12 protein-coding genes, 2 tRNA genes, 4 rRNA genes and 4 pseudogenes are annotated in these 22973 nt (G+C 56.8%); 12 read left to right on the top strand and 10 right to left on the bottom strand.

Annotation, left to right across the window (positions count from 1 at the left end; translation table 11 throughout):
- Positions 1 to 118: 118 nt before the first annotated feature.
- From AB4P92_RS14740 to rrf (AB4P92_RS14705), 8 genes are all read left to right on the top strand, one after another.
- Positions 119 to 1300 (top strand): acyl-CoA dehydrogenase, encoded by a 1182-nt coding sequence (locus tag AB4P92_RS14740; protein WP_395599644.1) that lies wholly within the window; start codon positions 119 to 121, stop codon positions 1298 to 1300.
- A gap of 13 nt (positions 1301 to 1313) precedes the next feature.
- Positions 1314 to 2534 (top strand): CaiB/BaiF CoA-transferase family protein, encoded by a 1221-nt coding sequence (locus tag AB4P92_RS14735; protein ID WP_047299228.1) that lies wholly within the window; start codon positions 1314 to 1316, stop codon positions 2532 to 2534.
- A 644-nt stretch (positions 2535 to 3178) separates the two neighbouring features.
- Positions 3179 to 4715: ribosomal RNA gene (locus AB4P92_RS14730) — 16S ribosomal RNA — on the top strand.
- 82 nt (positions 4716 to 4797) lie between these two features.
- Positions 4798 to 4874, top strand: a tRNA-Ile gene (locus AB4P92_RS14725).
- A 30-nt stretch (positions 4875 to 4904) separates the two neighbouring features.
- Positions 4905 to 4980 (top strand) — tRNA-Ala (locus AB4P92_RS14720).
- A 248-nt stretch (positions 4981 to 5228) separates the two neighbouring features.
- Positions 5229 to 8122 (top strand): 23S ribosomal RNA (locus tag AB4P92_RS14715).
- A 156-nt stretch (positions 8123 to 8278) separates the two neighbouring features.
- Positions 8279 to 8394 (top strand): 5S ribosomal RNA (rrf, locus tag AB4P92_RS14710).
- Positions 8395 to 8499: 105 nt separating this feature from the next.
- Positions 8500 to 8615, top strand: a 5S ribosomal RNA gene (gene rrf / locus AB4P92_RS14705).
- The 16S, 23S and 5S rRNA genes sit together here with 2 tRNA genes alongside, the layout of an rRNA operon.
- 112 nt (positions 8616 to 8727) lie before the next feature.
- Here the strand turns inward: rrf (AB4P92_RS14705) and AB4P92_RS14700 are convergent.
- From AB4P92_RS14700 to AB4P92_RS14685, 4 genes and pseudogenes are all read right to left on the bottom strand, one after another.
- Positions 8728 to 9212, bottom strand: a pseudogene (locus tag AB4P92_RS14700) (PepSY domain-containing protein); the annotation flags it as partial.
- An 84-nt stretch (positions 9213 to 9296) separates the two neighbouring features.
- Positions 9297 to 9464, bottom strand: a pseudogene (locus AB4P92_RS14695) (hypothetical protein); the annotation flags it as partial.
- Positions 9428 to 10192 carry a FecR domain-containing protein gene (locus AB4P92_RS14690; RefSeq protein WP_395599643.1) on the bottom strand — a complete coding sequence of 255 codons (765 nt, stop codon included), beginning with the start codon at positions 10190 to 10192 and terminating at the stop codon, positions 9428 to 9430. The gene AB4P92_RS14690 and the pseudogene AB4P92_RS14695, both read right to left, overlap by 37 nt.
- Positions 10192 to 10323, bottom strand: a pseudogene (locus AB4P92_RS14685) (sigma factor-like helix-turn-helix DNA-binding protein); the annotation flags it as partial. The pseudogene AB4P92_RS14685 and the gene AB4P92_RS14690, both read right to left, overlap by 1 nt.
- A 255-nt stretch (positions 10324 to 10578) precedes the next feature.
- Here AB4P92_RS14685 and AB4P92_RS14680 point away from each other — a divergent pair.
- Both AB4P92_RS14680 and AB4P92_RS14675 read left to right on the top strand, forming a co-directional pair.
- Positions 10579 to 11604, top strand: a pseudogene (locus tag AB4P92_RS14680) (cache domain-containing protein); the annotation flags it as partial.
- A gap of 69 nt (positions 11605 to 11673) precedes the next feature.
- A complete protein-coding gene (locus AB4P92_RS14675; protein WP_371857642.1) occupies positions 11674 to 12459 on the top strand; it encodes a methyl-accepting chemotaxis protein in 786 nt (261 codons plus the stop codon).
- Positions 12460 to 12594: 135 nt separating this feature from the next.
- Here AB4P92_RS14675 and AB4P92_RS14670 read toward each other — a convergent pair whose 3' ends face one another.
- From AB4P92_RS14670 to AB4P92_RS14650, 5 genes are all read right to left on the bottom strand, one after another.
- A complete protein-coding gene (locus AB4P92_RS14670; protein ID WP_395599642.1) occupies positions 12595 to 13062 on the bottom strand; it encodes an SRPBCC family protein in 468 nt (155 codons plus the stop codon).
- A gap of 22 nt (positions 13063 to 13084) precedes the next feature.
- Positions 13085 to 16480 (bottom strand): amino acid adenylation domain-containing protein, encoded by a 3396-nt coding sequence (locus tag AB4P92_RS14665; protein WP_395599641.1) that lies wholly within the window; start codon positions 16478 to 16480, stop codon positions 13085 to 13087.
- A gap of 10 nt (positions 16481 to 16490) precedes the next feature.
- Positions 16491 to 17420, bottom strand: coding sequence for a diiron oxygenase (locus tag AB4P92_RS14660; RefSeq protein WP_395599640.1), 930 nt, complete (start codon positions 17418 to 17420; stop codon positions 16491 to 16493).
- Positions 17417 to 18193: a DUF3050 domain-containing protein gene (locus tag AB4P92_RS14655; RefSeq protein ID WP_042557020.1), complete on the bottom strand. Its 777-nt coding sequence runs from the start codon at positions 18191 to 18193 to the stop codon at positions 17417 to 17419. Before AB4P92_RS14655 ends, AB4P92_RS14660 begins: the two co-directional genes overlap by 4 nt.
- A 765-nt stretch (positions 18194 to 18958) precedes the next feature.
- Positions 18959 to 19669: a GntR family transcriptional regulator gene (locus tag AB4P92_RS14650; RefSeq protein WP_042557021.1), complete on the bottom strand. Its 711-nt coding sequence runs from the start codon at positions 19667 to 19669 to the stop codon at positions 18959 to 18961.
- Positions 19670 to 19866: 197 nt separating this feature from the next.
- Here AB4P92_RS14650 and lapG point away from each other — a divergent pair, with 197 nt between their 5' ends.
- Both lapG and lapD read left to right on the top strand, forming a co-directional pair.
- Positions 19867 to 20559, top strand: coding sequence for a cysteine protease LapG (gene lapG, locus AB4P92_RS14645; protein ID WP_042557022.1), 693 nt, complete (start codon positions 19867 to 19869; stop codon positions 20557 to 20559).
- Positions 20560 to 20573: 14 nt separating this feature from the next.
- Positions 20574 to 22520, top strand: a complete 1947-nt coding sequence (gene lapD, locus AB4P92_RS14640; RefSeq protein WP_042557023.1) for a cyclic di-GMP receptor LapD — start codon at positions 20574 to 20576, stop codon at positions 22518 to 22520.
- A 98-nt stretch (positions 22521 to 22618) separates the two neighbouring features.
- On the opposite strand, the gene AB4P92_RS14635 is transcribed toward lapD, so the two are convergent.
- Entirely contained in the window at positions 22619 to 22957 is a 339-nt protein-coding gene (locus AB4P92_RS14635) for a hypothetical protein (RefSeq protein WP_042557024.1), read from the bottom strand.
- Positions 22958 to 22973: the final 16 nt, after the last annotated feature.

The raw sequence follows: 22973 nt of genomic DNA, 5'->3' as shown, positions 1-22973 counted from the left end.
GGCGTTATTTCGGAGTGAGAAATTAGCACAACAGAATGCGAAATCCTCGTTTGCCGCGACCGCGAACCGCGCCTAGGATCAATGCCACGTTAATTCACCGATTTACGAGGGCACACTCATGGGCGGTAAAGCTAGCTTCAACTGGATCGATCCCCTGCTGCTGGATCAACAGCTCACCGAAGAAGAGCGCATGATCCGCGACACTGCCGAGCAGTTCGCTCAGCAGAAGCTCGCGCCGCGTGTGCTCGAAGCTTTCCGCCATGAGAAGACCGATCCGGCAATCTTCCGCGAGATGGGTGAAGTCGGCCTGTTGGGCGCGACCATTCCTGAGCAGTACGGTGGCAGTGGCCTCAACTATGTCAGCTACGGCCTGATTGCCCGTGAAGTGGAGCGTGTCGATTCCGGCTATCGCTCGATGATGAGCGTGCAGTCCTCGCTGGTAATGGTGCCGATCAACGAATTCGGCACTGAAGCGCAGAAACGGAAATACCTGCCGAAACTGGCTTCCGGCGAATGGATCGGCTGCTTCGGTCTGACCGAGCCTAACCACGGTTCCGACCCTGGCGCGATGATTACTCGTGCACGCAAAGTCGACGGCGGCTACAGCCTGACTGGCGCGAAGATGTGGATTACCAACAGCCCGATCGCCGATGTGTTCGTGGTTTGGGCCAAGGACGATGCCGGCGACATCCGTGGCTTCGTGCTGGAGAAAGGCTGGAAGGGCCTGAGCGCTCCGGCGATTCACGGCAAAGTCGGTCTGCGCGCCTCGATCACCGGTGAGATCGTCATGGACAACGTATTCGTGCCGGAAGAAAACATCTTCCCTGACGTGCGTGGTCTGAAAGGTCCGTTCACCTGCCTTAACTCCGCACGCTACGGCATCTCTTGGGGTGCGCTGGGTGCTGCCGAGTTCTGCTGGCACACCGCACGCCAATACACGCTGGACCGCATGCAGTTCGGCCGTCCTTTGGCCGCTACCCAGCTGATCCAGAAAAAACTGGCGGACATGCAGACCGAGATCACGCTGGCCCTGCAAGGTTGCCTGCGTTTGGGGCGCATGAAGGATGAAGGCACGGCTGCGGTCGAAATCACTTCGATCATGAAGCGCAACTCGTGCGGCAAGTCGCTGGATATCGCCCGCATGGCTCGCGACATGCTGGGCGGCAACGGTATCTCCGACGAGTTCGGTGTGGCCCGCCACTTGGTCAACCTGGAAGTGGTGAATACCTATGAAGGTACGCACGATGTCCACGCGCTGATCCTCGGTCGCGCGCAAACCGGTCTGCAGGCGTTCTATTAATAGGAGAGCGACCATGGGCGCGCTGTCGCATCTGCGGGTACTGGATTTATCGCGAGTGTTGGCCGGGCCGTGGGCCGGGCAGATCCTTGCCGACCTTGGCGCCGAAGTGATCAAGGTCGAGCGCCCGGGCAATGGTGACGACACTCGCGCCTGGGGGCCACCCTTCCTTAAAGACGCTTATGGTGAGAACACGTCGGAGGCGGCTTACTACCTGTCGGCTAACCGCAACAAGCAATCGGTGACCATCGACTTCACGCGTCCCGAGGGTCAAAAGCTTGTTCGCGAGCTCGCAGCCAAGTCGGACATCCTCATTGAGAACTTCAAGGTGGGTGGTCTGGCGGCTTATGGGTTGGACTATGAGTCGCTGAAGGCGATCAATCCGGATCTGATCTACTGCTCGATCACTGGCTTCGGTCAGACCGGGCCCTATGCCAAGCGTGCCGGTTACGACTTCATGATCCAGGGGCTGGGTGGGCTGATGAGTCTGACCGGTCGGCCAGAAGGAGATGAAGGTGCCGGGCCGGTGAAGGTTGGTGTGGCGCTGACGGATATCCTGACCGGGCTGTATTCGACCGTGGCGATACTGGCGGCGCTGGCTCATCGTGATCACGACGGTGGTGGTCAGCACATCGATATGGCATTGCTGGATGTGCAGGTAGCCTGCCTGGCTAACCAAGCGATGAACTACCTGACCACGGGCAATGCACCCAAGCGCCTGGGCAATGCGCATCCGAACATCGTGCCTTATCAGGACTTTCCTACGGCAGATGGCGATTTCATCCTTACCGTGGGCAATGACGGGCAGTTCCGCAAGTTTGCTGAAGTGGCGGGTCAGCCACAGTGGGCTGATGATCCGCGCTTCACTACTAATAAGCTGCGGGTGGCGAATCGTGCGGTGCTGATTCCTCTGATTCGCCAGGCGACAGTCTTCAAGACCACGGCTGAGTGGGTAGCTCAGTTGGAGATGGCGGGCGTGCCGTGTGGCCCGATCAATGATCTGTCGCAGGTGTTTGAGGATCCGCAGGTGAAGGCTCGCGGGTTGGCAATAGAGTTGCCCCATGCGTTGGCGGGGATGGTGCCTCAGGTGGCGAGCCCTATTCGAATGTCGCAAACCCCTGTCGAGTATCGCCTTGCGCCTCCTTTGTTGGGTGAGCATACCTTGGAGGTTTTGCAGAGAGTCCTGGGTTTGGGCGCGGGAGCGGTGGCTGTGCTGAAAGAGGATGGAGTGCTTTAAGAAGCCTTCTATATAGAAGGCTTGGCATTTTCCTCTATATATAAAGGGTGATCTGATCATTTCTTGATCAATCTGCAAGTAATTGAAAGAAAAGCGAAATTAGCGGTTGACGGCAGATTCCAGACGTCTATAATTCGCCCCACTTCCGGCGCAGTCGAAACGGAAAACTCCTTGAGATTCAATGAGTTAAGTAGGTTTCGAGAGTGGGTCGCTTCAGTTCATCGAAGCCTGGAAGGAGTTGAAAGAGCGGTGATGTTTGGCTCTTTTAACGGTTCGATCTTCTCGGTCGAAAGCGGAGAAAAAGAGGTGTTGACAACAGCGAGTAACGCTGTAGAATTCGCCTCCCGCTAACGAGAGATCGGAAGCGCAAGTGGTTGAAGTTGTTGAAGAATTCTTCGAAAGCTTCTGAAAATAATCACTTGACAGCAAATGAGGCTGCTGTAGAATGCGCGCCTCGGTTGAGACGAAAGGTCTTAACCAACCGCTCTTTAACAACTGAATCAAGCAATTCGTGTGGGTGCTTGTGGGGTCAGACTGATAGTCAACAAGATTATCAGCATCACAAGTTACTCCGCGAGAAATCAAAGATGTAACCAACGATTGCTGAGCCAAGTTTAGGGTTTCTTAAAAACCCAAAGATGTTTGAACTGAAGAGTTTGATCATGGCTCAGATTGAACGCTGGCGGCAGGCCTAACACATGCAAGTCGAGCGGATGACAGGAGCTTGCTCCTGAATTCAGCGGCGGACGGGTGAGTAATGCCTAGGAATCTGCCTGGTAGTGGGGGACAACGTTTCGAAAGGAACGCTAATACCGCATACGTCCTACGGGAGAAAGCAGGGGACCTTCGGGCCTTGCGCTATCAGATGAGCCTAGGTCGGATTAGCTAGTTGGTGAGGTAATGGCTCACCAAGGCGACGATCCGTAACTGGTCTGAGAGGATGATCAGTCACACTGGAACTGAGACACGGTCCAGACTCCTACGGGAGGCAGCAGTGGGGAATATTGGACAATGGGCGAAAGCCTGATCCAGCCATGCCGCGTGTGTGAAGAAGGTCTTCGGATTGTAAAGCACTTTAAGTTGGGAGGAAGGGCATTAACCTAATACGTTAGTGTTTTGACGTTACCGACAGAATAAGCACCGGCTAACTCTGTGCCAGCAGCCGCGGTAATACAGAGGGTGCAAGCGTTAATCGGAATTACTGGGCGTAAAGCGCGCGTAGGTGGTTTGTTAAGTTGGATGTGAAATCCCCGGGCTCAACCTGGGAACTGCATTCAAAACTGACAAGCTAGAGTATGGTAGAGGGTGGTGGAATTTCCTGTGTAGCGGTGAAATGCGTAGATATAGGAAGGAACACCAGTGGCGAAGGCGACCACCTGGACTGATACTGACACTGAGGTGCGAAAGCGTGGGGAGCAAACAGGATTAGATACCCTGGTAGTCCACGCCGTAAACGATGTCAACTAGCCGTTGGGAGCCTTGAGCTCTTAGTGGCGCAGCTAACGCATTAAGTTGACCGCCTGGGGAGTACGGCCGCAAGGTTAAAACTCAAATGAATTGACGGGGGCCCGCACAAGCGGTGGAGCATGTGGTTTAATTCGAAGCAACGCGAAGAACCTTACCAGGCCTTGACATCCAATGAACTTTCCAGAGATGGATTGGTGCCTTCGGGAACATTGAGACAGGTGCTGCATGGCTGTCGTCAGCTCGTGTCGTGAGATGTTGGGTTAAGTCCCGTAACGAGCGCAACCCTTGTCCTTAGTTACCAGCACGTAATGGTGGGCACTCTAAGGAGACTGCCGGTGACAAACCGGAGGAAGGTGGGGATGACGTCAAGTCATCATGGCCCTTACGGCCTGGGCTACACACGTGCTACAATGGTCGGTACAAAGGGTTGCCAAGCCGCGAGGTGGAGCTAATCCCATAAAACCGATCGTAGTCCGGATCGCAGTCTGCAACTCGACTGCGTGAAGTCGGAATCGCTAGTAATCGTGAATCAGAATGTCACGGTGAATACGTTCCCGGGCCTTGTACACACCGCCCGTCACACCATGGGAGTGGGTTGCACCAGAAGTAGCTAGTCTAACCTTCGGGAGGACGGTTACCACGGTGTGATTCATGACTGGGGTGAAGTCGTAACAAGGTAGCCGTAGGGGAACCTGCGGCTGGATCACCTCCTTAATCGACGACATCAGCTGCTCCATGAGCTCCCACACGAATTGCTTGATTCATTGAAGAAGACGATAAGAAGCAGCCCGAAATTGGGTCTGTAGCTCAGTTGGTTAGAGCGCACCCCTGATAAGGGTGAGGTCGGCAGTTCGAATCTGCCCAGACCCACCAATTTTGTGTGGGAAACGCCTGTAGAAATACGGGGCCATAGCTCAGCTGGGAGAGCGCCTGCCTTGCACGCAGGAGGTCAACGGTTCGATCCCGTTTGGCTCCACCACTACTGCTTCTGACGTATGAAAGCTTAGAAATGAGCATTCCATTGAAAGATGGTGAATGTTGATTTCTAGTCTTTGATTAGATCGTTCTTTAAAAATTTGGGTATGTGATAGAAAGATAGACTGAACGTTACTTTCACTGGTAACGGATCAGGCTAAGGTAAAATTTGTGAGTTACTCTGAATTGAGTATTATCGAATTTTCGGCGAATGTCGTCTTCACAGTATAACCAGATTGCTTGGGGTTATATGGTCAAGTGAAGAAGCGCATACGGTGGATGCCTTGGCAGTCAGAGGCGATGAAAGACGTGGTAGCCTGCGAAAAGCTTCGGGGAGTCGGCAAACAGACTTTGATCCGGAGATGTCTGAATGGGGGAACCCAGCCATCATAAGATGGTTATCTTGTACTGAATACATAGGTGCAAGAGGCGAACCAGGGGAACTGAAACATCTAAGTACCCTGAGGAAAAGAAATCAACCGAGATTCCCTTAGTAGTGGCGAGCGAACGGGGACTAGCCCTTAAGTGGCTTTGAGATTAGCGGAACGCTCTGGAAAGTGCGGCCATAGTGGGTGATAGCCCTGTACGCGAAAATCTCTTAGTCATGAAATCGAGTAGGACGGAGCACGAGAAACTTTGTCTGAATATGGGGGGACCATCCTCCAAGGCTAAATACTACTGACTGACCGATAGTGAACTAGTACCGTGAGGGAAAGGCGAAAAGAACCCCGGAGAGGGGAGTGAAATAGATCCTGAAACCGTATGCGTACAAGCAGTGGGAGCAGACTTTGTTCTGTGACTGCGTACCTTTTGTATAATGGGTCAGCGACTTATTTTCAGTGGCGAGCTTAACCGAATAGGGGAGGCGTAGCGAAAGCGAGTCTTAATAGGGCGTCTAGTCGCTGGGAATAGACCCGAAACCGGGCGATCTATCCATGGGCAGGTTGAAGGTTGGGTAACACTAACTGGAGGACCGAACCGACTACCGTTGAAAAGTTAGCGGATGACCTGTGGATCGGAGTGAAAGGCTAATCAAGCTCGGAGATAGCTGGTTCTCCTCGAAAGCTATTTAGGTAGCGCCTCATGTATCACTGTAGGGGGTAGAGCACTGTTTCGGCTAGGGGGTCATCCCGACTTACCAAACCGATGCAAACTCCGAATACCTACAAGTGCCGAGCATGGGAGACACACGGCGGGTGCTAACGTCCGTCGTGAAAAGGGAAACAACCCAGACCGTCAGCTAAGGTCCCAAAGTTATGGTTAAGTGGGAAACGATGTGGGAAGGCTTAGACAGCTAGGAGGTTGGCTTAGAAGCAGCCACCCTTTAAAGAAAGCGTAATAGCTCACTAGTCGAGTCGGCCTGCGCGGAAGATGTAACGGGGCTCAAACCATACACCGAAGCTACGGGTATCATCTTAGGATGATGCGGTAGAGGAGCGTTCTGTAAGCCTGTGAAGGTGAGTTGAGAAGCTTGCTGGAGGTATCAGAAGTGCGAATGCTGACATGAGTAACGACAATGGGTGTGAAAAACACCCACGCCGAAAGACCAAGGTTTCCTGCGCAACGTTAATCGACGCAGGGTTAGTCGGTCCCTAAGGCGAGGCTGAAAAGCGTAGTCGATGGAAAACAGGTTAATATTCCTGTACTTCTGGTTATTGCGATGGAGGGACGGAGAAGGCTAGGCCAGCTTGGCGTTGGTTGTCCAAGTTTAAGGTGGTAGGCTGGAATCTTAGGTAAATCCGGGATTCTAAGGCCGAGAGCTGATGACGAGTCATCTTTTAGATGACGAAGTGGTTGATGCCATGCTTCCAAGAAAAGCTTCTAAGCTTCAGGTAACCAGGAACCGTACCCCAAACCGACACAGGTGGTTGGGTAGAGAATACCAAGGCGCTTGAGAGAACTCGGGTGAAGGAACTAGGCAAAATGGCACCGTAACTTCGGGAGAAGGTGCGCCGGTGAGGGTGAAGGACTTGCTCCGTAAGCTCATGCCGGTCGAAGATACCAGGCCGCTGCGACTGTTTATTAAAAACACAGCACTCTGCAAACACGAAAGTGGACGTATAGGGTGTGACGCCTGCCCGGTGCCGGAAGGTTAATTGATGGGGTTAGCTAACGCGAAGCTCTTGATCGAAGCCCCGGTAAACGGCGGCCGTAACTATAACGGTCCTAAGGTAGCGAAATTCCTTGTCGGGTAAGTTCCGACCTGCACGAATGGCGTAACGATGGCGGCGCTGTCTCCACCCGAGACTCAGTGAAATTGAAATCGCTGTGAAGATGCAGTGTATCCGCGGCTAGACGGAAAGACCCCGTGAACCTTTACTATAGCTTTGCACTGGACTTTGAATTTGCTTGTGTAGGATAGGTGGGAGGCTTTGAAGCGTGGACGCCAGTTCGCGTGGAGCCAACCTTGAAATACCACCCTGGCAACTTTGAGGTTCTAACTCAGGTCCGTTATCCGGATCGAGGACAGTGTATGGTGGGTAGTTTGACTGGGGCGGTCTCCTCCTAAAGAGTAACGGAGGAGTACGAAGGTGCGCTCAGACCGGTCGGAAATCGGTCGTAGAGTATAAAGGCAAAAGCGCGCTTGACTGCGAGACAGACACGTCGAGCAGGTACGAAAGTAGGTCTTAGTGATCCGGTGGTTCTGTATGGAAGGGCCATCGCTCAACGGATAAAAGGTACTCCGGGGATAACAGGCTGATACCGCCCAAGAGTTCATATCGACGGCGGTGTTTGGCACCTCGATGTCGGCTCATCACATCCTGGGGCTGAAGCCGGTCCCAAGGGTATGGCTGTTCGCCATTTAAAGTGGTACGCGAGCTGGGTTTAGAACGTCGTGAGACAGTTCGGTCCCTATCTGCCGTGGACGTTTGAGATTTGAGAGGGGCTGCTCCTAGTACGAGAGGACCGGAGTGGACGAACCTCTGGTGTTCCGGTTGTCACGCCAGTGGCATTGCCGGGTAGCTATGTTCGGGAAAGATAACCGCTGAAAGCATCTAAGCGGGAAACTTGCCTCAAGATGAGATCTCACTGGAACCTTGAGTTCCCTGAAGGGCCGTCGAAGACTACGACGTTGATAGGTTGGGTGTGTAAGCGCTGTGAGGCGTTGAGCTAACCAATACTAATTGCCCGTGAGGCTTGACCATATAACACCCAAGCAATTTGACTACTCGAAAGAGCATCAGATTGCGGTGTGTGAAGACGAAACGAACCGAAAGTTCGATGTTCACAAACACCGAAAGCTGTCACATACCCAATTTGCTGAAGCGAGGCCATCTGGCCACGACTCAGTACCCGAATTTCTTGACGACCATAGAGCGTTGGAACCACCTGATCCCATCCCGAACTCAGCAGTGAAACGATGCATCGCCGATGGTAGTGTGGGGTTTCCCCATGTGAGAGTAGGTCATCGTCAAGATTAAATTCCGAAACCCCAATTGCGAAAGCAGTTGGGGTTTTGTTTTAGTAGAAGTACCCGTTTTTGCTGTCTCGTCATCGTGTTGACGGGCCAGTTATAGAATTTCTTGACGACCATAGAGCGTTGGAACCACCTGATCCCATCCCGAACTCAGTAGTGAAACGATGCATCGCCGATGGTAGTGTGGGGTTTCCCCATGTGAGAGTAGGTCATCGTCAAGATTAAATTCCGAAACCCCTGTCTGCTAACGCAGACAGGGGTTTTGTTGTTTCAGAGCTTATAAAAATCAAACCATCAAGCTGCTTTGCGAGCCTTGCTGATACGTCGAGCCTGTCACTTGCGCCACCAGATGCGGACACCAGTTGCCGATAAAACCGCAATCAAAACGCCTAATACCGCGATCATCACTTGGCCAGTAAACCCGATGATCCGTCCACCATGTATCGGTAACTGCAACCGATAAAACTGTTCTCCCAACGTCCCATGTCCTGCGATTTCCTGCCCTAGCAATCGCCCATCCGTACCGTGAAAGAACAGCCAGGATTTGCCATGTGCTTCCGTGTCGTGCTGTCCAAATCCTGCGCCGTAGAAGTTGTACTCAAAGCTGTAATACGACTCCCCGATTGACGCTGTCAGCCCTAACTTTTCCCCCTCCTGCTTTGCCCTATCGTAAGCCTGTTGTTAACTCAGTTAGGCGGTCGACCCTTTTTCCAGCGCCGCCTGCCACGCGGCAACGTCCGCCAAAGGGCTACGAAACAATCGATCACCCAAGCAACGGCAACCGACCCCATCAGCAGCAGTACCCAGTTACCGTGCAGCGCGCATGAAATGTTTCCCCACAGATATGAAAAAGCCAGCCCCTGAACATCCGGGGCTGGCTTTTTTATGCACAAGGCAATGGCTTAGAACTGATAGCTGACCGTGGCTGCAACATTACGCTCTTCGCCCATGTAGCAGAAGTTCAGGCTGGCGCAGGATGCCACGTAGGACTCGTTTGTCAGATTGTTCGCGTTCAGGCGTACGTCAATGCCCTTCAAGCCGACTTTGCCCAGGTCGTAGCCAATCGACGCAGTTGCACCGGCAAGGTCCGCGGCAGGATTGCTAGTAATTTGTCTGTGTCCTCCAGGCGGAATACGCCGGACAGACGCAAATCAGCCACATCCGACGCGCAGCTCAAAAAGCCCTGACGATAACGACCGACCTCACTGAGGAAATCGCCCAGACGCATATTGCGCGTGACAATCAAGCCGTCGGCCCGCGCGCCGACATCCATATTCAGCGGTGGCGCCGAGCGCACGTGATGGTGATCGATCAGATAACTCTGCCCGGCGAGTGCCTCGATCGAGGTGCCGCCAGCGTTAATGGCAACACACCCACTGGTGACGCTCAGTCGCGTGCAATCGCTGTCCTGGCGCAAAACGAACCGCGCGCCCTGCGGCTCGTAAACGCCATGACGACTTTGCACACGCAGCGGCCGTTCGAAGGCTGAGCCCTCGTCCGCGCCGCCGCAGGCGACGAGAATTTCGCCGCGAGTGAGTTTGATCAGCCTTTGCTGCGCGGTGTAATCCAGATCCACCGTACTGGCGGTGTTGAGCTCGATCCGCGTGCCGTCTGGCAACTGGAATCCGCGCCGCTCGCCCGTCGCGGTGGCGTAATCGGCGCGCCATTGTTCGCACTGGCGGCTCAAGCGTGAATTACCGTGGTTGTTGCGCAGACGCAGCAGCCAGTGAATCGCCTGCTTGACCACCTGTTGCTGGGGCTCGGCGCGGCGGCCGAGGGATAACTTGTCCACAGGCATCAGCTGTCGTACCGCAGCACATAGCAGTGATAGAGCGCATCGGCGACGTAGCGCTCGACCGAACGCAGCGATAATCCCATCTGTTCGGCGATCTGCTTGTGCGTCAAACCTTCGCACTGCGCCAGAAGAAACCTCGAAGAACGCTCATAAAAAACACGTTGGCGACAGCTCTGGCACGCCGTTCGGCGGGAATCCGACATTAATGCCATCCATTTCCCACACAACCCTAAGATTTCTCCGAAACGTGCCGACAGACTGGTGAGACATGCGTGCACCAAAGTAGAGCGGCCATCAGAACGCTGCCTGCCAGCTATTGGATATTTGGAGCTACATGGAATGTTGCATCCCCGAACGCATACCCACTTTTGCATAAGAAGTCCCATGAAATGAATCTCAAGTTCAGCCATAAAATCCTGTTGGCCGCCTCGGGCGTCGTGGTCCTGGCTTTCGCTTTATTCACCCTCTACAACGACTATCTGCAGCGAAACACCATTCGCCAGAACCTCCAGTCCTCCGTGCAGCAGGCCGGCGATCTGACCGCCAGCAGCGTGCAGAACTGGATGAGCGGGCGGATCCTGGTGCTGGAAAACCTCGCGCAGAACGTTGCCCATCAGGGCAAGGAAGCCGACTTCCCGGGCCTGGTCGATCAACCAGCCTTCACCTCGAACTTCCAGTTCACCTACGTCGGCCAGGCCAACGGTGTATTCACCCAACGCCCAGACGCGAAGATGCCGGACGGTTACGACCCGCGTCAGCGCCCTTGGTACAAGCAAGCAGTGGTAGCCGACAAAACTATGCTGACGCCGCCGTACATGGCCGCCGTCGGCGGTCTGGTGGTGACCATTGCCATGCCGGTGAAGAAGAACGGCGAGTTGATTGGCGTGGTCGGCGGTGACCTGAGCCTGGAAACCCTGGTGAAGATCATCAACTCGGTGGACTTCGGTGGCATCGGCCATGCGTTTCTGGTCAGCGGTGACGGCCAGGTGATCGTCAGCCCGGACAAAGATCAGGTGATGAAGAACCTGAAAGACATCTACCCGAACTCCAGCGTCCGCATCGAGAAGGGCAACCAGAACGTCGTGCTCAACGGTCAGGAACGCATCCTGTCGTTTACCCCGGTCAGTGGTTTGCCCAATGCCGAGTGGTACATCGGTCTGTCGATCGATCGCGACAAGGCCTACGCCGCACTCAGCCAGTTCCGTACTTCGGCGCTGATCGCCATGTTCGTGGCGGTGGGGGCGATTGCCGTGTTCCTGAGCCTTTTGATCACTGTGTTGATGCGTCCGCTGATCACCATGGGCCGCGCGATGCAGGACATTGCGCAAGGCGAAGGCGATTTGACGCGTCGTCTGGCGGTCGAGAGCAAAGATGAATTCGGTGAACTGGGCAGCTCGTTCAACCAGTTTGTCGAGCGGATTCACGCGTCGATTTCCGAAGTGTCTTCGGCGACCCGCCAGGTGCATGATCTGTCGCAACGTGTGATGGCTTCGTCCAACGCTTCCATCGTCGGTTCGGACGAGCAAAGTGCGCGCACCAACAGCGTCGCCGCCGCGATCAACGAACTGGGTGCCGCCACTCAGGAAATCGCCCGCAATGCTGCTGATGCTTCGCAGCACGCCAGCGGCGCGAGTGAGCAGGCTGATGACGGTCGCCAAGTGGTGGAGCAAACCATTCTGGCGATGACCGAGTTGTCGCAGAAGATCAGCCTGTCGTGCACGCAGATCGAAACGCTGAACGCCAGCACCGACAACATTGGCCACATCCTCGATGTGATCAAAGGCATTTCGCAGCAGACCAATCTGCTGGCGCTCAACGCCGCGATTGAAGCAGCACGTGCAGGTGAAGCGGGACGCGGTTTTGCGGTAGTGGCGGACGAGGTACGTAACCTCGCCCATCGCACCCAGGAATCGGCGGAAGAGATCCACAAGATGATCACGTCGTTGCAGGTCGGTTCGCGTGAGGCGGTGAGCACCATGAACGCCAGCCAGGCGTCCAGCGAGCAGAGCGTTGAAGTGGCCAACCAGGCCGGTTTGCGCCTGGTCAGCGTGACCCAGCGCATCGGCGAAATCGACGGCATGAACCAGTCGGTAGCCGCTGCGACTGAAGAGCAGACGGCGGTGGTGGAAACCCTCAACGTCGACGTTAACCAGATCAACCTGTTGAACCAGCAGAGCGTGGCCAACCTCAACGAAACGTTGAAGGATTGTGATGCGTTGTCGCAGCAGGCGAATCGTTTGAAGCAGTTGGTGGACAGCTTCAAGATCTGATCGCGTTATCGCTCATCGCGGACAAGCCCGCTCCCACAGGTTTTTTGGCGAACACAACATTTGTGAACGACCTGGACCCTGTGGGAGCTGGCTTGCCAGCGATGGCGGTAGTTCACCCACCGCTCAACTCAAGCCCTAAACGAACAGCTTCAACACATTCCCCATCGCATCATCCGCAAACCCCTGCACAAAATCCTTGAACCCCGGCAACGCCTCCGCCCCTGCACTGGCCGGCTCGGCAATGATCGTCCAGGTCGCCCGCGACTGCCCTTCGCCCAACGATTCAACCTTCATCGCCGCCCAAAGATTGGCCACGCCCAGGGTGTTGTAGATCGTCGTCCAGGTCATGCTTTGCGCCTGCTCGTCGCGGGAGTTGAGTTGTTCAACCACCACGTTGCCATCCCTGAAGAATTTCTTGCGCAGCGAGGACACACCCTCACCGGTCATCTCGATGTGCGACAGCGCCGGAATGAAACGGTCGAAACCGCCGAAGTCGCCGACCACCGCCCAGACTTTCGTCGCTTCTGCTGGTACTTCAACCGAAGACATGACGTGGCAGCCGTGCGGGTTTTTGATCAGGGTGTCGGGTTGCAGAGTGTTCATGGTGGTGCTCCTTTTTGATGAACTAGATGAAGTTGATTTCTTTCAGGTAATCGCAGCCGCGGCGCAGCAGCGCCGGGGATTTTTCCGGGTAATGCGCGCCCATCTGCTGCACGCCGGCTTGCGCGTTGGCGTGGCCGATCAGAGAGATGTCGCCGATGTCTTCTTCGAAGCCGTTGAGGTAGAAACCGAGCACGCCGAACAGCGCGTTGTCGGCGTCGACCCGTCCCAGTTGTTGCTGCCAGTCGGCGACGCTGACCAGCGAGAATTCGCTGCCGGTATCGCGGAACGAGGCGACGTAGGCGTCCCAGCTCAGAGGCTCGGGGTTGTGCAGGTTGAACACCGCCCGTTCCGCCGCGTAACGGCTGGCGTGAAAGGCGATGAAGCGGGCGAGAAAGTCCACCGGCATCAGGTCGAAATTCAGTGCGAATGCAGGCACCTGGCCGAGCTGAATCGAGCCTTTGAGCATCAGCATCAAGCGGTTTTTGTGCGGCTGGCAGACGCCGCTCAGGCTGTTGAAACTGATGTTGCCGGGGCGATACAGATTGACCCGTACACCCAGTGTCCGCGCCCGTTCGAGGATGCGTTCGCCGACCCATTTCGACAGGTTATAGCCATTGCGGATGTAGATCGGTGGCGTCGGCGCGGCAGGCAACTCCAGCACCCGACCCGCGTCGTCGACCGTGCTTGAAGCCGACAGTGTCGAGACAAAATTGAAAACCTTTTTGCTGCGCCCTTCGCACAGGCGCAGTAGCTCGAAAATCGGCTCGACGTTGTCCGCTGCCAGCGACTCGTAATCAAGGACGTGATTGACGTTGGCCGCGTTGTGCACCAGCGCACCGAACTCACTGTCCAGCCGTTGATAGTCGTCCTCCCCCAGCCCGAGTTGCGGACGGGTGATGTCTGCCGCGTACACCCGCACCCGACTCAGATCCAGATGTTCCAGCCGGTTTTCGCGCAGTGCCTGAGCGAAGCGCTGCGCCGCTGTTTGCCCGCCCCCGTCGCGCACCAGGCACGCCACTTCACTGGCGCCCCAACCGAGCAGCGCCTCGACGATGTGCACGCCGACAAAACTGTTGGCGCCGGTGACGATCACCTTGTGCACATCGCCCATGCGGCTGATTGGCAGCGGTTCGATGTCCAGCGTACGCTCGGCGTCGGCCATGGCCTGGACGCTGAGTACGGCGCTGTCATCGGTGCCGCGCACTAGCGTGGCGAGTTTGATGATGGTCGGCTGTTCGATGAAGCGATTGATCGAGATGCTGCGGCCAAACTCTTCACGCAAGCGCAGCAACATGCGCGACAGCAGAATCGAGTGGCCGCCGAGATTGAAGAAGCTCTCGTCGGTGGAAATATCGCTGGTCGGCAGCTCCAGCAACTCCGCCCAGATCTCCAGCAGCAGCACCTCGTCTTCATTGGCCGGCAGGCATTTCGGGCCGTTGTCCTGCACGCTCACCGGTAACCCCAGCAGCGCTTTTCGGTCGACCTTGCCATTGCTGGCGAACGGCATGCTCGGCAGCTCAGTCCACGCCACCGGTTGCATGTAGTCGGGTAAAAACTGCTGGGCGTGGGCTTTCAATGCGTCGCGGGCGGCGTCCGTTTGCGGCTGGGTGAGAAACGCCAGAATCCGTCGCTGACTGTCGATCACCACCACCACCTGTCGGTACAACTGGCTCTCGCGCAGGCAGCGCTCTATCTCTTCCGGCTCGACCCGAAAGCCACGGATCTTCACCTGATTGTCGCGTCGTCCACACAGCTCGATGCCGTGCTCGCTCCACTTGGCCATGTCGCCACTGCGATAGGCGCGCAGTTGCTCGCCGCCCGGCAGGTTGAGGGTCAGATAGCGCTCGGCGGTCTGCTGTGGATTGTTGAGGTAACCGAGGCAGACACCGGGGCCGACGATGAACAATTCGCCGACGGTGTGCTCGGCCACCGGTTGCAGGTCGTCATCGAGAATCAGCACATGGCTGTTGGCGATCGGTGCACCGAGTGTACGATTGCTGTCACCCGGTTCGAGCTGCCGCGCAGTGATCAAAACCGTGGCTTCAGTGGGGCCGTAGAGGTTGTGCAGTTTGCCTTGGCGGGTCAGTTGCTCGATGACGAACGGCTCGCAGACATCGCCCCCCGTCATTATCTGTTGCACGCCTTGCAGTTGTTCCAGCGGCAGGATGCTCAACAGCGCCGGTGGCAGGAACGCGTGTGTAAGTTGTCGGCGGCGAATCAGTGCGACCAGTTGCAGCGGATCGCGCCGTTGCGTGTCGTCGGGCACCACCAGTTCGGCGCCTTCGAGCAAGGTCGGGAAAATGTCGATCAGCGACGAGTCGAAACTCAGCGAAGAGAACTGCAGTACCCGGCTACTGGTGTTGAGTTGTGTGTAGTCGGCGTACCACGCAGTGAAGTGCGCAAGGTTTGCCTGACTGAGCAACACACCCTTCGGATGCCCGGTGGTGCCCGAGGTGTAGAGCGCCATGCACGGCGCGTCGAGTTCGGGGCGCTGGCGCATCAACGGTTGCGCGAGGTTTGCGTCGGCCCTGTCGATGTGGCTGACATCCATCCCCGGCATCAATTCGCTCAGCGGGTGCAAACCGTCATGCAGCAACAGCAGCGCGCCCGCGTTTTGCAGAATGTATTGCTGACGCTGCAACGGATGGCTGGGTTCCAGCGGCAAATACACCGCTCCACTGCCGAGAATCGCCAGAATGGAGGCGAACAGCGCGGGGCTTTTCGGTAAACAAATGCCTACCACCCAAGGCTGCGGATGCGAGTCGAGCAGGGCCTGCAAGCGCTGTTGGATCGCCTGGCTATGCGCATACAACTGTCGATAGCTGATCGACTGCTCAGCGAGGTGCAGCGCCGGCCGATCGGCGTGGCGAATCAGGCTCTGTTGCAGGCGCTCGATCAGCGGAATCTGCGCCCGTTCCAGCAGTGCGGCATTCACTGTGGCGTTAAGGCGATGGACGTAGGCAAGGCTGTCGAGAAACTGCAGATTTTCCAGCCGCTCGAAATCCGGCGCCGTCACCGCAGCGGCATACCGCAAGTATTCCGAGTCGCGGGAGTAGCGGCTGACCAGCAACGACACTTCGTCCACCAAGTGCACCAGCACCCTTTGGCGCAATGCCTGCCCGTTGCCGGACGGCTCATCGCCAATCGGCACGCGGCTGATCAATGTCGAGCCGAGAAAGCACAGCAGGTCGATCGACGGCAGGCCTGCATTGCTATGCCCACCGACCCCTAAGCGCAGATGCAGGTGTGGGATCGCGCAGAAGTCGCCAGCCGCAATGAAGCCATCGTCAATGATCAAATCCACCGTCGATTTCGCTGCGCCGCTGCGATCCAGAGAGTGACCCTGCTGTTCAAGTTCCTGCGCCAGGTCGGTCATCGCCTGGCTGGCGCCAATCAATAAAATATCGAGACGTTTCATGTCGGCCTCCTCAAATCAGGTAGTCGCGCAGGCCGTGCTGCACGCACGGTGTGTCGAGCAGCGAGCTGTTGTGGAAAAACTTGATGATGTTGCCCACCAGCGGGTGATGGCGATTGATCGGGAAGGCCAGACCGGTCATCTCTTCCTTGAGCAAAAGGCGCGTGCCTTCGCTGACCTGCAGGGCATCGATCAGGCGTAAATCGAAGGATTTCTGAATGTCGTTGGTCAGGTAATGGCCGATGAACACCGGCAGGATTTTCGCGATTGCTTCACGATCAGCCTCGCTCGCGGTGTGCCAATAGATGCGCACCATCCGCGCCCAGAAACTGGAATGACGACCCTCGTCGAGCAAGTGGTCGGCCATCAGGCCTTTGATCGACGGCTTGACCGTGTCGTCGCGGGCGAACGCCGCCACGTCGCCGGTCACGGTGTTCTCGGCGATGGCCACGCAGATCAGTTCCACGGCGCTGCGCAGATGTTCCGGCGCCAGCGCGACAGCAGCGGGAATCGCCCGGCTCAGTTCGATTTGTTCCGGCAAGCGGATCGGCTCAATGCCGGTCATGGCGACCGTCTGCTGCATGAAATCCATCGCCACCAGCGCGTGGTAATCCTCGTCGACCACAACGGTCATCGCGTCGTAACGACAGGCGAACGGGAACGCTACGGCGAAGCGGTTCTTGGCAATGCTGCGCGCGGTTTTGTCGACGATTTCGGTCTCGAAAATCACCACGTCGTTGATGAACTTGTACAGCGTCTGCACCAAGGCGAAATCACGTTGCTGCGGGCATTCACGCAGGAAGGTTTCGCTGAGCACCAGTGGTTGGCGACTGAGCGGATAGATCAGACGCTCGTCGTTTTCCAGAACGCGGCGCGGGCGCGTGCGGATGGTGGCGCGGCTTTCCCAGACATCTGCAAAGGACTGATAGTCGGCGGCGTTCATTGGGCAACCTCCGCCAACGGCTCGCGCATGCTCACGCGCAGGCCATCCCACAGGGCTATGCGGCTTTCGACGGCGGCGATGGCGCTGGCGTATACCTCGGCCTCGCGTTGCGGATCGCCATCGACCAGGCGCTCGAGCAACTGCTCCGCCGCCGGGCCGTGATCCTCGGAGTCGACCTCGATGTGCCGCTCCAGGTAATAGCGAAAGGTCGGCGCCTGCTCGATGCCGATGCCCCAGTCGTCGAGGATGCGCTGGAACATGGTCGGGATCACACTTTCGCGACCATGAAGGAACGCGGCGGCAACGCTGTGCCCCGGCGCATGCAGGGCGGTGCGCAAGGTGTCACGGACGAATTGGGCAGCGGCCGGATCGACGTCGACACTTTGCAGCGCCACGTCATAACTCACGCCTTCCTTTTGCAGCGCGACGAAGCGTTCCGCCGCCGAGGTGCTAGCGCCGACTTCGCGCATGGCATCCAGATACAACTCGAAATGACTGTAATGACCGTGGCTCAGGCGGTCGTCGGATTCCTCTCCGAGGACAATCTCGTTGATCAGGCGCGCAGCATGCGGATCACGCGGCGGCAGCCAGGGCAAACGGGTGCAGGTCAGTTCCTGTTGCAGGCGTTTGGTCAGTGACATGAAATCCCACACGGCAAACACGTGGCTTTCCATGAAACGTCGCAAAACAGTCATTGAATCAATTTCGGCAAAAATCGGGTGAGCGCTGAGTTCGGCTTTTTTCAGGGCAAGTTGGTGCTTTGTATTAGACATGACGGGGCTCTATCCTTGATATGAAATGGACAATACGTTGCAACTGCGCGATCAATGGGGCGTCGGTTCGTTAATCTTTTTTCGGGCGAGCAGTGACCTCATGCAAGTTAATGCAGTTGAACTAAGCGTCTATGCGTACAGCACGCTATTCAGGCGAGGTATCGCCCTCTATTGCTCATGCTGTGGGTCTATGTGCGGCAGGAGAAGAGATCTCAAGCTCGGCGGAGAAAAACTAATACATCGGAAAACAACTTAACAAGTATTTTTTTAATTATTTTTAGTTGTCGTTTTTCAAGTGTGAGAGTGTCCGATAAAACTCTTCGAGTAAGTTTTATTCAGGCGAAGTTGCTCCTTTCGGTTAATAAAGACCAAAATCGAATAAACAGAGTGAATGCCTCACTCGAAGCAACTTTTAAATTAAAAAAATTGAAGTTGTTTAAGGGGATGAAAGGTGGCCTGGAACGGCGCCGATCTTTCCTTTTCCCGTGACAAGGCTCCTTCCGTAGGTTCCTGTTGCGGGGACTGCGCCTTCAGTGCGGTGCGTCGCCCGTTCTTTATTGTGTTGGCGGTTCAAGACTGAGGGTAAATGGCCTTCACGGCTATTACCGATTGGTCACCGCGAGGCGTACCGATTTCGGGCTTGTTTGGCGCAGGAGGTTAGAGCGCAGGAGGGGATATGCCAGTGGATTCGTGCCCGTAGGGCGGGGGATTTGTAAGCGGGTTATTCGCCGGGCAGAAGCATTGCTCCCCTCCCGGCGTGCAGGTTCAGCGTGCGGCTTTGCGGTGTTGTGCTTCAGGGCTGGCGAGATAGCGGTTGATGACTTCAACACCACGGTTGAGGTGCTGCTCAAGCAGCGCCACCGAACGTTCGACATCACGCTCCATCACCGCTTGCAGCATGGCGCGGTGGTCGTCCTGAGACAGCTTGCCCAGGCCCATGGCCTCGAGGTTGAAGCGCAGGAAGCGCTCTTCTTCGTTGAGCCCGTCTTCGACCAGCCGTAATAGCCGCCGGTTGGGTGCCTTGCTGTACATCGCCATGTGCAATAAACGGTTGAGCCGGCCGATCTCCGTGTAATCGTGCTGTGTCTCGAGCTCGTCGATATACCTGGCCGCCTGCTCGTGATCGGCAGCGGTCAGCAGCGGAATGGATTGGCGCATGGCTTCGGACTCAAGCAGAATCCGCAACTCGTAGGTTTGCGTGGCATCACCCTGAATCAGCGGCGCAACCACTGCGCCTTTGTGTGCGGTCACACTCAGCAGCGCTTGTGCCTCAAGCTGACGCAAGGCTTCGCGCACGGGCATGCGGCTGACCCCGAACAGATCGGCCAGATCCTGCTGGCGCAGGGCGGTACCGCAGGGCAAGCGTCCGTCAAGGATGGCTGCGCGCAGGGTTTCTTCAATGATCGAGCGAGCCAAGTGTGCGGGAATGGGCCCATCGACTTTAATGCTCTGCAGCGGTTTGGGCTTCTGTGTCACGACTACGCACCCTGTATGTCGACTGAATTTGGATCCAAAGGACACTAGTGATTGCTCTACAGCTTGTCAAACCGTGTAGAGGATCGACGCCTGCAATACAGTTTAGCGCGGTCACGATGATCTCATGGTGCCATTGTTTTTTAACGGGCTAAGCTTCACCATCAAACGCTTTCCTTCCTGCCCTCTGGAAACCTGCTGTGGCGGTACGTTTCGCGATCCCTCGGATGATGCGCTGGCTAGGCTGCGCACTGTTGCTGGCCGGCCTCATGCTGGGCGGTCTGAATGCCGATTGGGATTTTTCCGCGATCAGCCGCAAGGCCACGGCGATCTACGGACCGCTGGGCGCCGGACAGCAGCGGATCGATGCCTGGCAAAATCTGTTGGCCACGCAGAAACAGGTCAGCGAAATGGAAAAACTCAAAGTGGTGAACCTGTTCTTCAACAAACAGGTGCGCTATGTCGAAGACATTGATCTGTGGCATGAGGTCGACTATTGGGAAACCCCCATCGAAGCACTGTGGAAAGGCGCCGGTGACTGCGAAGACTATGCGATCGCCAAGTATTTCAGCCTGCGTCATCTCGGGGTGTCCAGTGACAAGCTGCGCATCACTTACGTCAAGGCACTGCGCCAGAACCGCGCGCACATGGTGCTGACGTACTATGCCACTCCCGATGCCATGCCGCTGGTGCTCGACAGCCTGATCGATCCGATTCAGCCTGCCTCCCAGCGAACCGATTTGCTGCCGGTCTACTCTTTCAATGCTGAAGGTTTGTATCTGCCGGGCGCCAAGGGCAACAAAAAGGTCGGCGACACCAAGCGCCTGTCGCGTTGGCAGGATGTGCTGAAGAAAATGCAGGCCGAAGGTTTCGCGATCGAAACGATTAACTAGGAGCACGCGCTCAGATGTCCTTGTTCAAACAGCTGTTGCTCGCTATCTGTCTGTTCCTGGTGGTCGCCTTCACCGGCAGCTTCATGGTCAGTCTGGAGAGCTCGCGTACCCAGTACGTCAACCAGTTGCGCTCTCACGCTCAGGACGCCGCCACGGCGTTGGCGTTGTCGCTTACCCCGAATATCGACGACCCGGCGATGGTCGAGCTGCTGGTCAGCTCGATTTTCGACAGCGGTTACTACGCGAGCATCCGCGTGGTCGATGTGAAGACCGACCAGACCATCGTCGAGCGCAACGGCGCGCCCACGGTGAGTAACGTGCCTGACTGGTTCGTCAAACTGATCGGTCTGGAGCCGGCCGGCGGTGATGCATTGGTCAGTCGCGGCTGGGAACAGGCCGCGCGGGTCGAGGTGGTCAGCCATCCGATGTTTGCCGTGGCCAAGCTGTGGCAGAGCGCGTTGGGCAGCCTCGGTTGGCTGTTGGTTTGCGGCGCCGTGAGTGCGGTGCTCGGCGCGCTGCTGCTGCGTCGCCAGTTGAAGCCGCTGGATTACATGGTCAAACAGTCCCACGCCATCGCCCGGCGTGAATTCCTCAGCCTGCCGGACCTGCCGCGCACCCCTGAACTTCGCCGTGTGGTGCAGGCGATGAACCAGATGGTCGAGAAGCTCAAGGCGCTGTTTCAGGAGCAGGCCGAGCGCAGCGAAAAACTGCGCGCCGAGTCCTATCAGGACAACCTCACGGGGCTGGCCAACCGGCGTTATTTCGAGATGCAACTGAACAATCGCGTGAGCAACCCGGAGCAGGCCAGCTCAGGTTATCTGCTGCTGTTACGGGTCCAGGATCTGGCCGGATTGAACCAGCGCCTGGGTGGTCAGCGCACCGATGAATTGTTGAAAGCGGTCGGCGAGCAACTGTCGCGCGAATGCGCCAAATACCCGGAAACCCAGAACCTCGTCACGCGTATTCGTGGCGGTGAGTTTGCCGTGCTGGCGCCGGGCCTGGTGCGTGAGGAAGCGCTGCAACTGGCGCAGAACCTCGACAGTGCCCTGAGCAGCCTGCACGCCACCGGCGCAACTGACGTGGCGGCGGTAGCCTCGATCGGTCTTGCACCGTTTGCACACGGCGATTCACCACAAGCGGTGCTCAGTCTCGGCGATCAGGCATTGGCCCAGGCCGAAGGGCAGGGTGAGCAGAACTGGGCGTGTATCGATCACAGCCTGAACGCCGATGTCGGCGACGATCACCATGCCTGGCATCGCTTGCTTGACCAGGCTCTGAGTCAGCAGCGCTTCGAGTTGTATTTCCAGCCAGTGGTGGCCGCGCAAGACACGCAACTGGTGCTGCATTACAAAGTGCTGTCGCGCTTGCTCGACGAGCAGGGCCAGACCGTTCCGGCCGGCCGCTTCTTGCCGTGGCTGGAGCGCTTCGGCTGGACCGCACGGCTCGATCGCCTGATGCTGGAGCGTGTGCTGGAGCAGATGAAAGAACATGAGGATTCGTTGGCGCTGAACCTGTCTTCGGCTACGTTGGCGGACCCACAGGCATTGAACAAAATCTTCGAGATTTTGCGGATGCATTCCAACCTCGGCCCACGCCTGACCCTTGAGATCGGCGAGGAGCAATTGCCTGAACAAGCGGTGCTGGAGCAATTGACCCGGCGTCTGCGTGAACTGGGTTTCTCCCTGAGCCTGCAACGTTTCGGCGGACGCTTCAGCATGATCGGCAATCTGGCGCGGCTAGGGCTGGCGTACTTGAAGATCGATGGCAGCTACATTCGTGCGATTGATCAGGAGAGCGACAAGCGTCTGTTTATCGAAGCCATCCAGCGCGCGGCGCACAGCATTGATCTGCCGCTGATTGCCGAACGGGTCGAGACGGAAGGGGAGTTGTCGGTGATTCGCGAGATGGGCTTGTATGGGGTTCAGGGGCAGTTGTTGGGTGAGCCCAAGCCTTGGAAGTAAATCTCAAGATTTGAGAGCGAAAAGATCGCAGCCTTCGGCAGCTCCTACATTGGAATGCGTTCCCTGTAGGAGCTGCCGAAGGCTGCGATCTTTTGCTTCTAAATCAACCCGCCCTCATCCTCATCAATCAACTGACTCAACCCGCCCAATGCCTCACGTGCCTGAGTCCGGTCCATCAGCTTGGCCTGGGCCGCTTCCGGCAGGTCGGTGACGCGGATCACACCTTTGCTGGTCAGCACCTGAATCAGGTCGTCGAGTACCCGAATCATCTCAAAGTCGCTCTGCTTGAGCTGTTTGAGGCTGTTTTCCACGGCTTCGTTGGCGTACCAAGCCTGGATTTCATGATGGTCGGCCGGCAGCGTTTCCGTGGCCTCGGCGTAGGCCGCAGCTTCCACGCGAATCAACTCACCTTGCGCATCGCGTTGCACGTAAAACATTGGGCATCCCTCAGAT

Source organism: Pseudomonas sp. A0308 (assembly GCF_044218815.1).
Lineage (GTDB): Bacteria > Pseudomonadota > Gammaproteobacteria > Pseudomonadales > Pseudomonadaceae > Aquipseudomonas > Aquipseudomonas iridis.
Note: the sequence above shows the minus strand (reverse complement) of the source record. Positions and strands in the feature narration are given on the sequence as shown.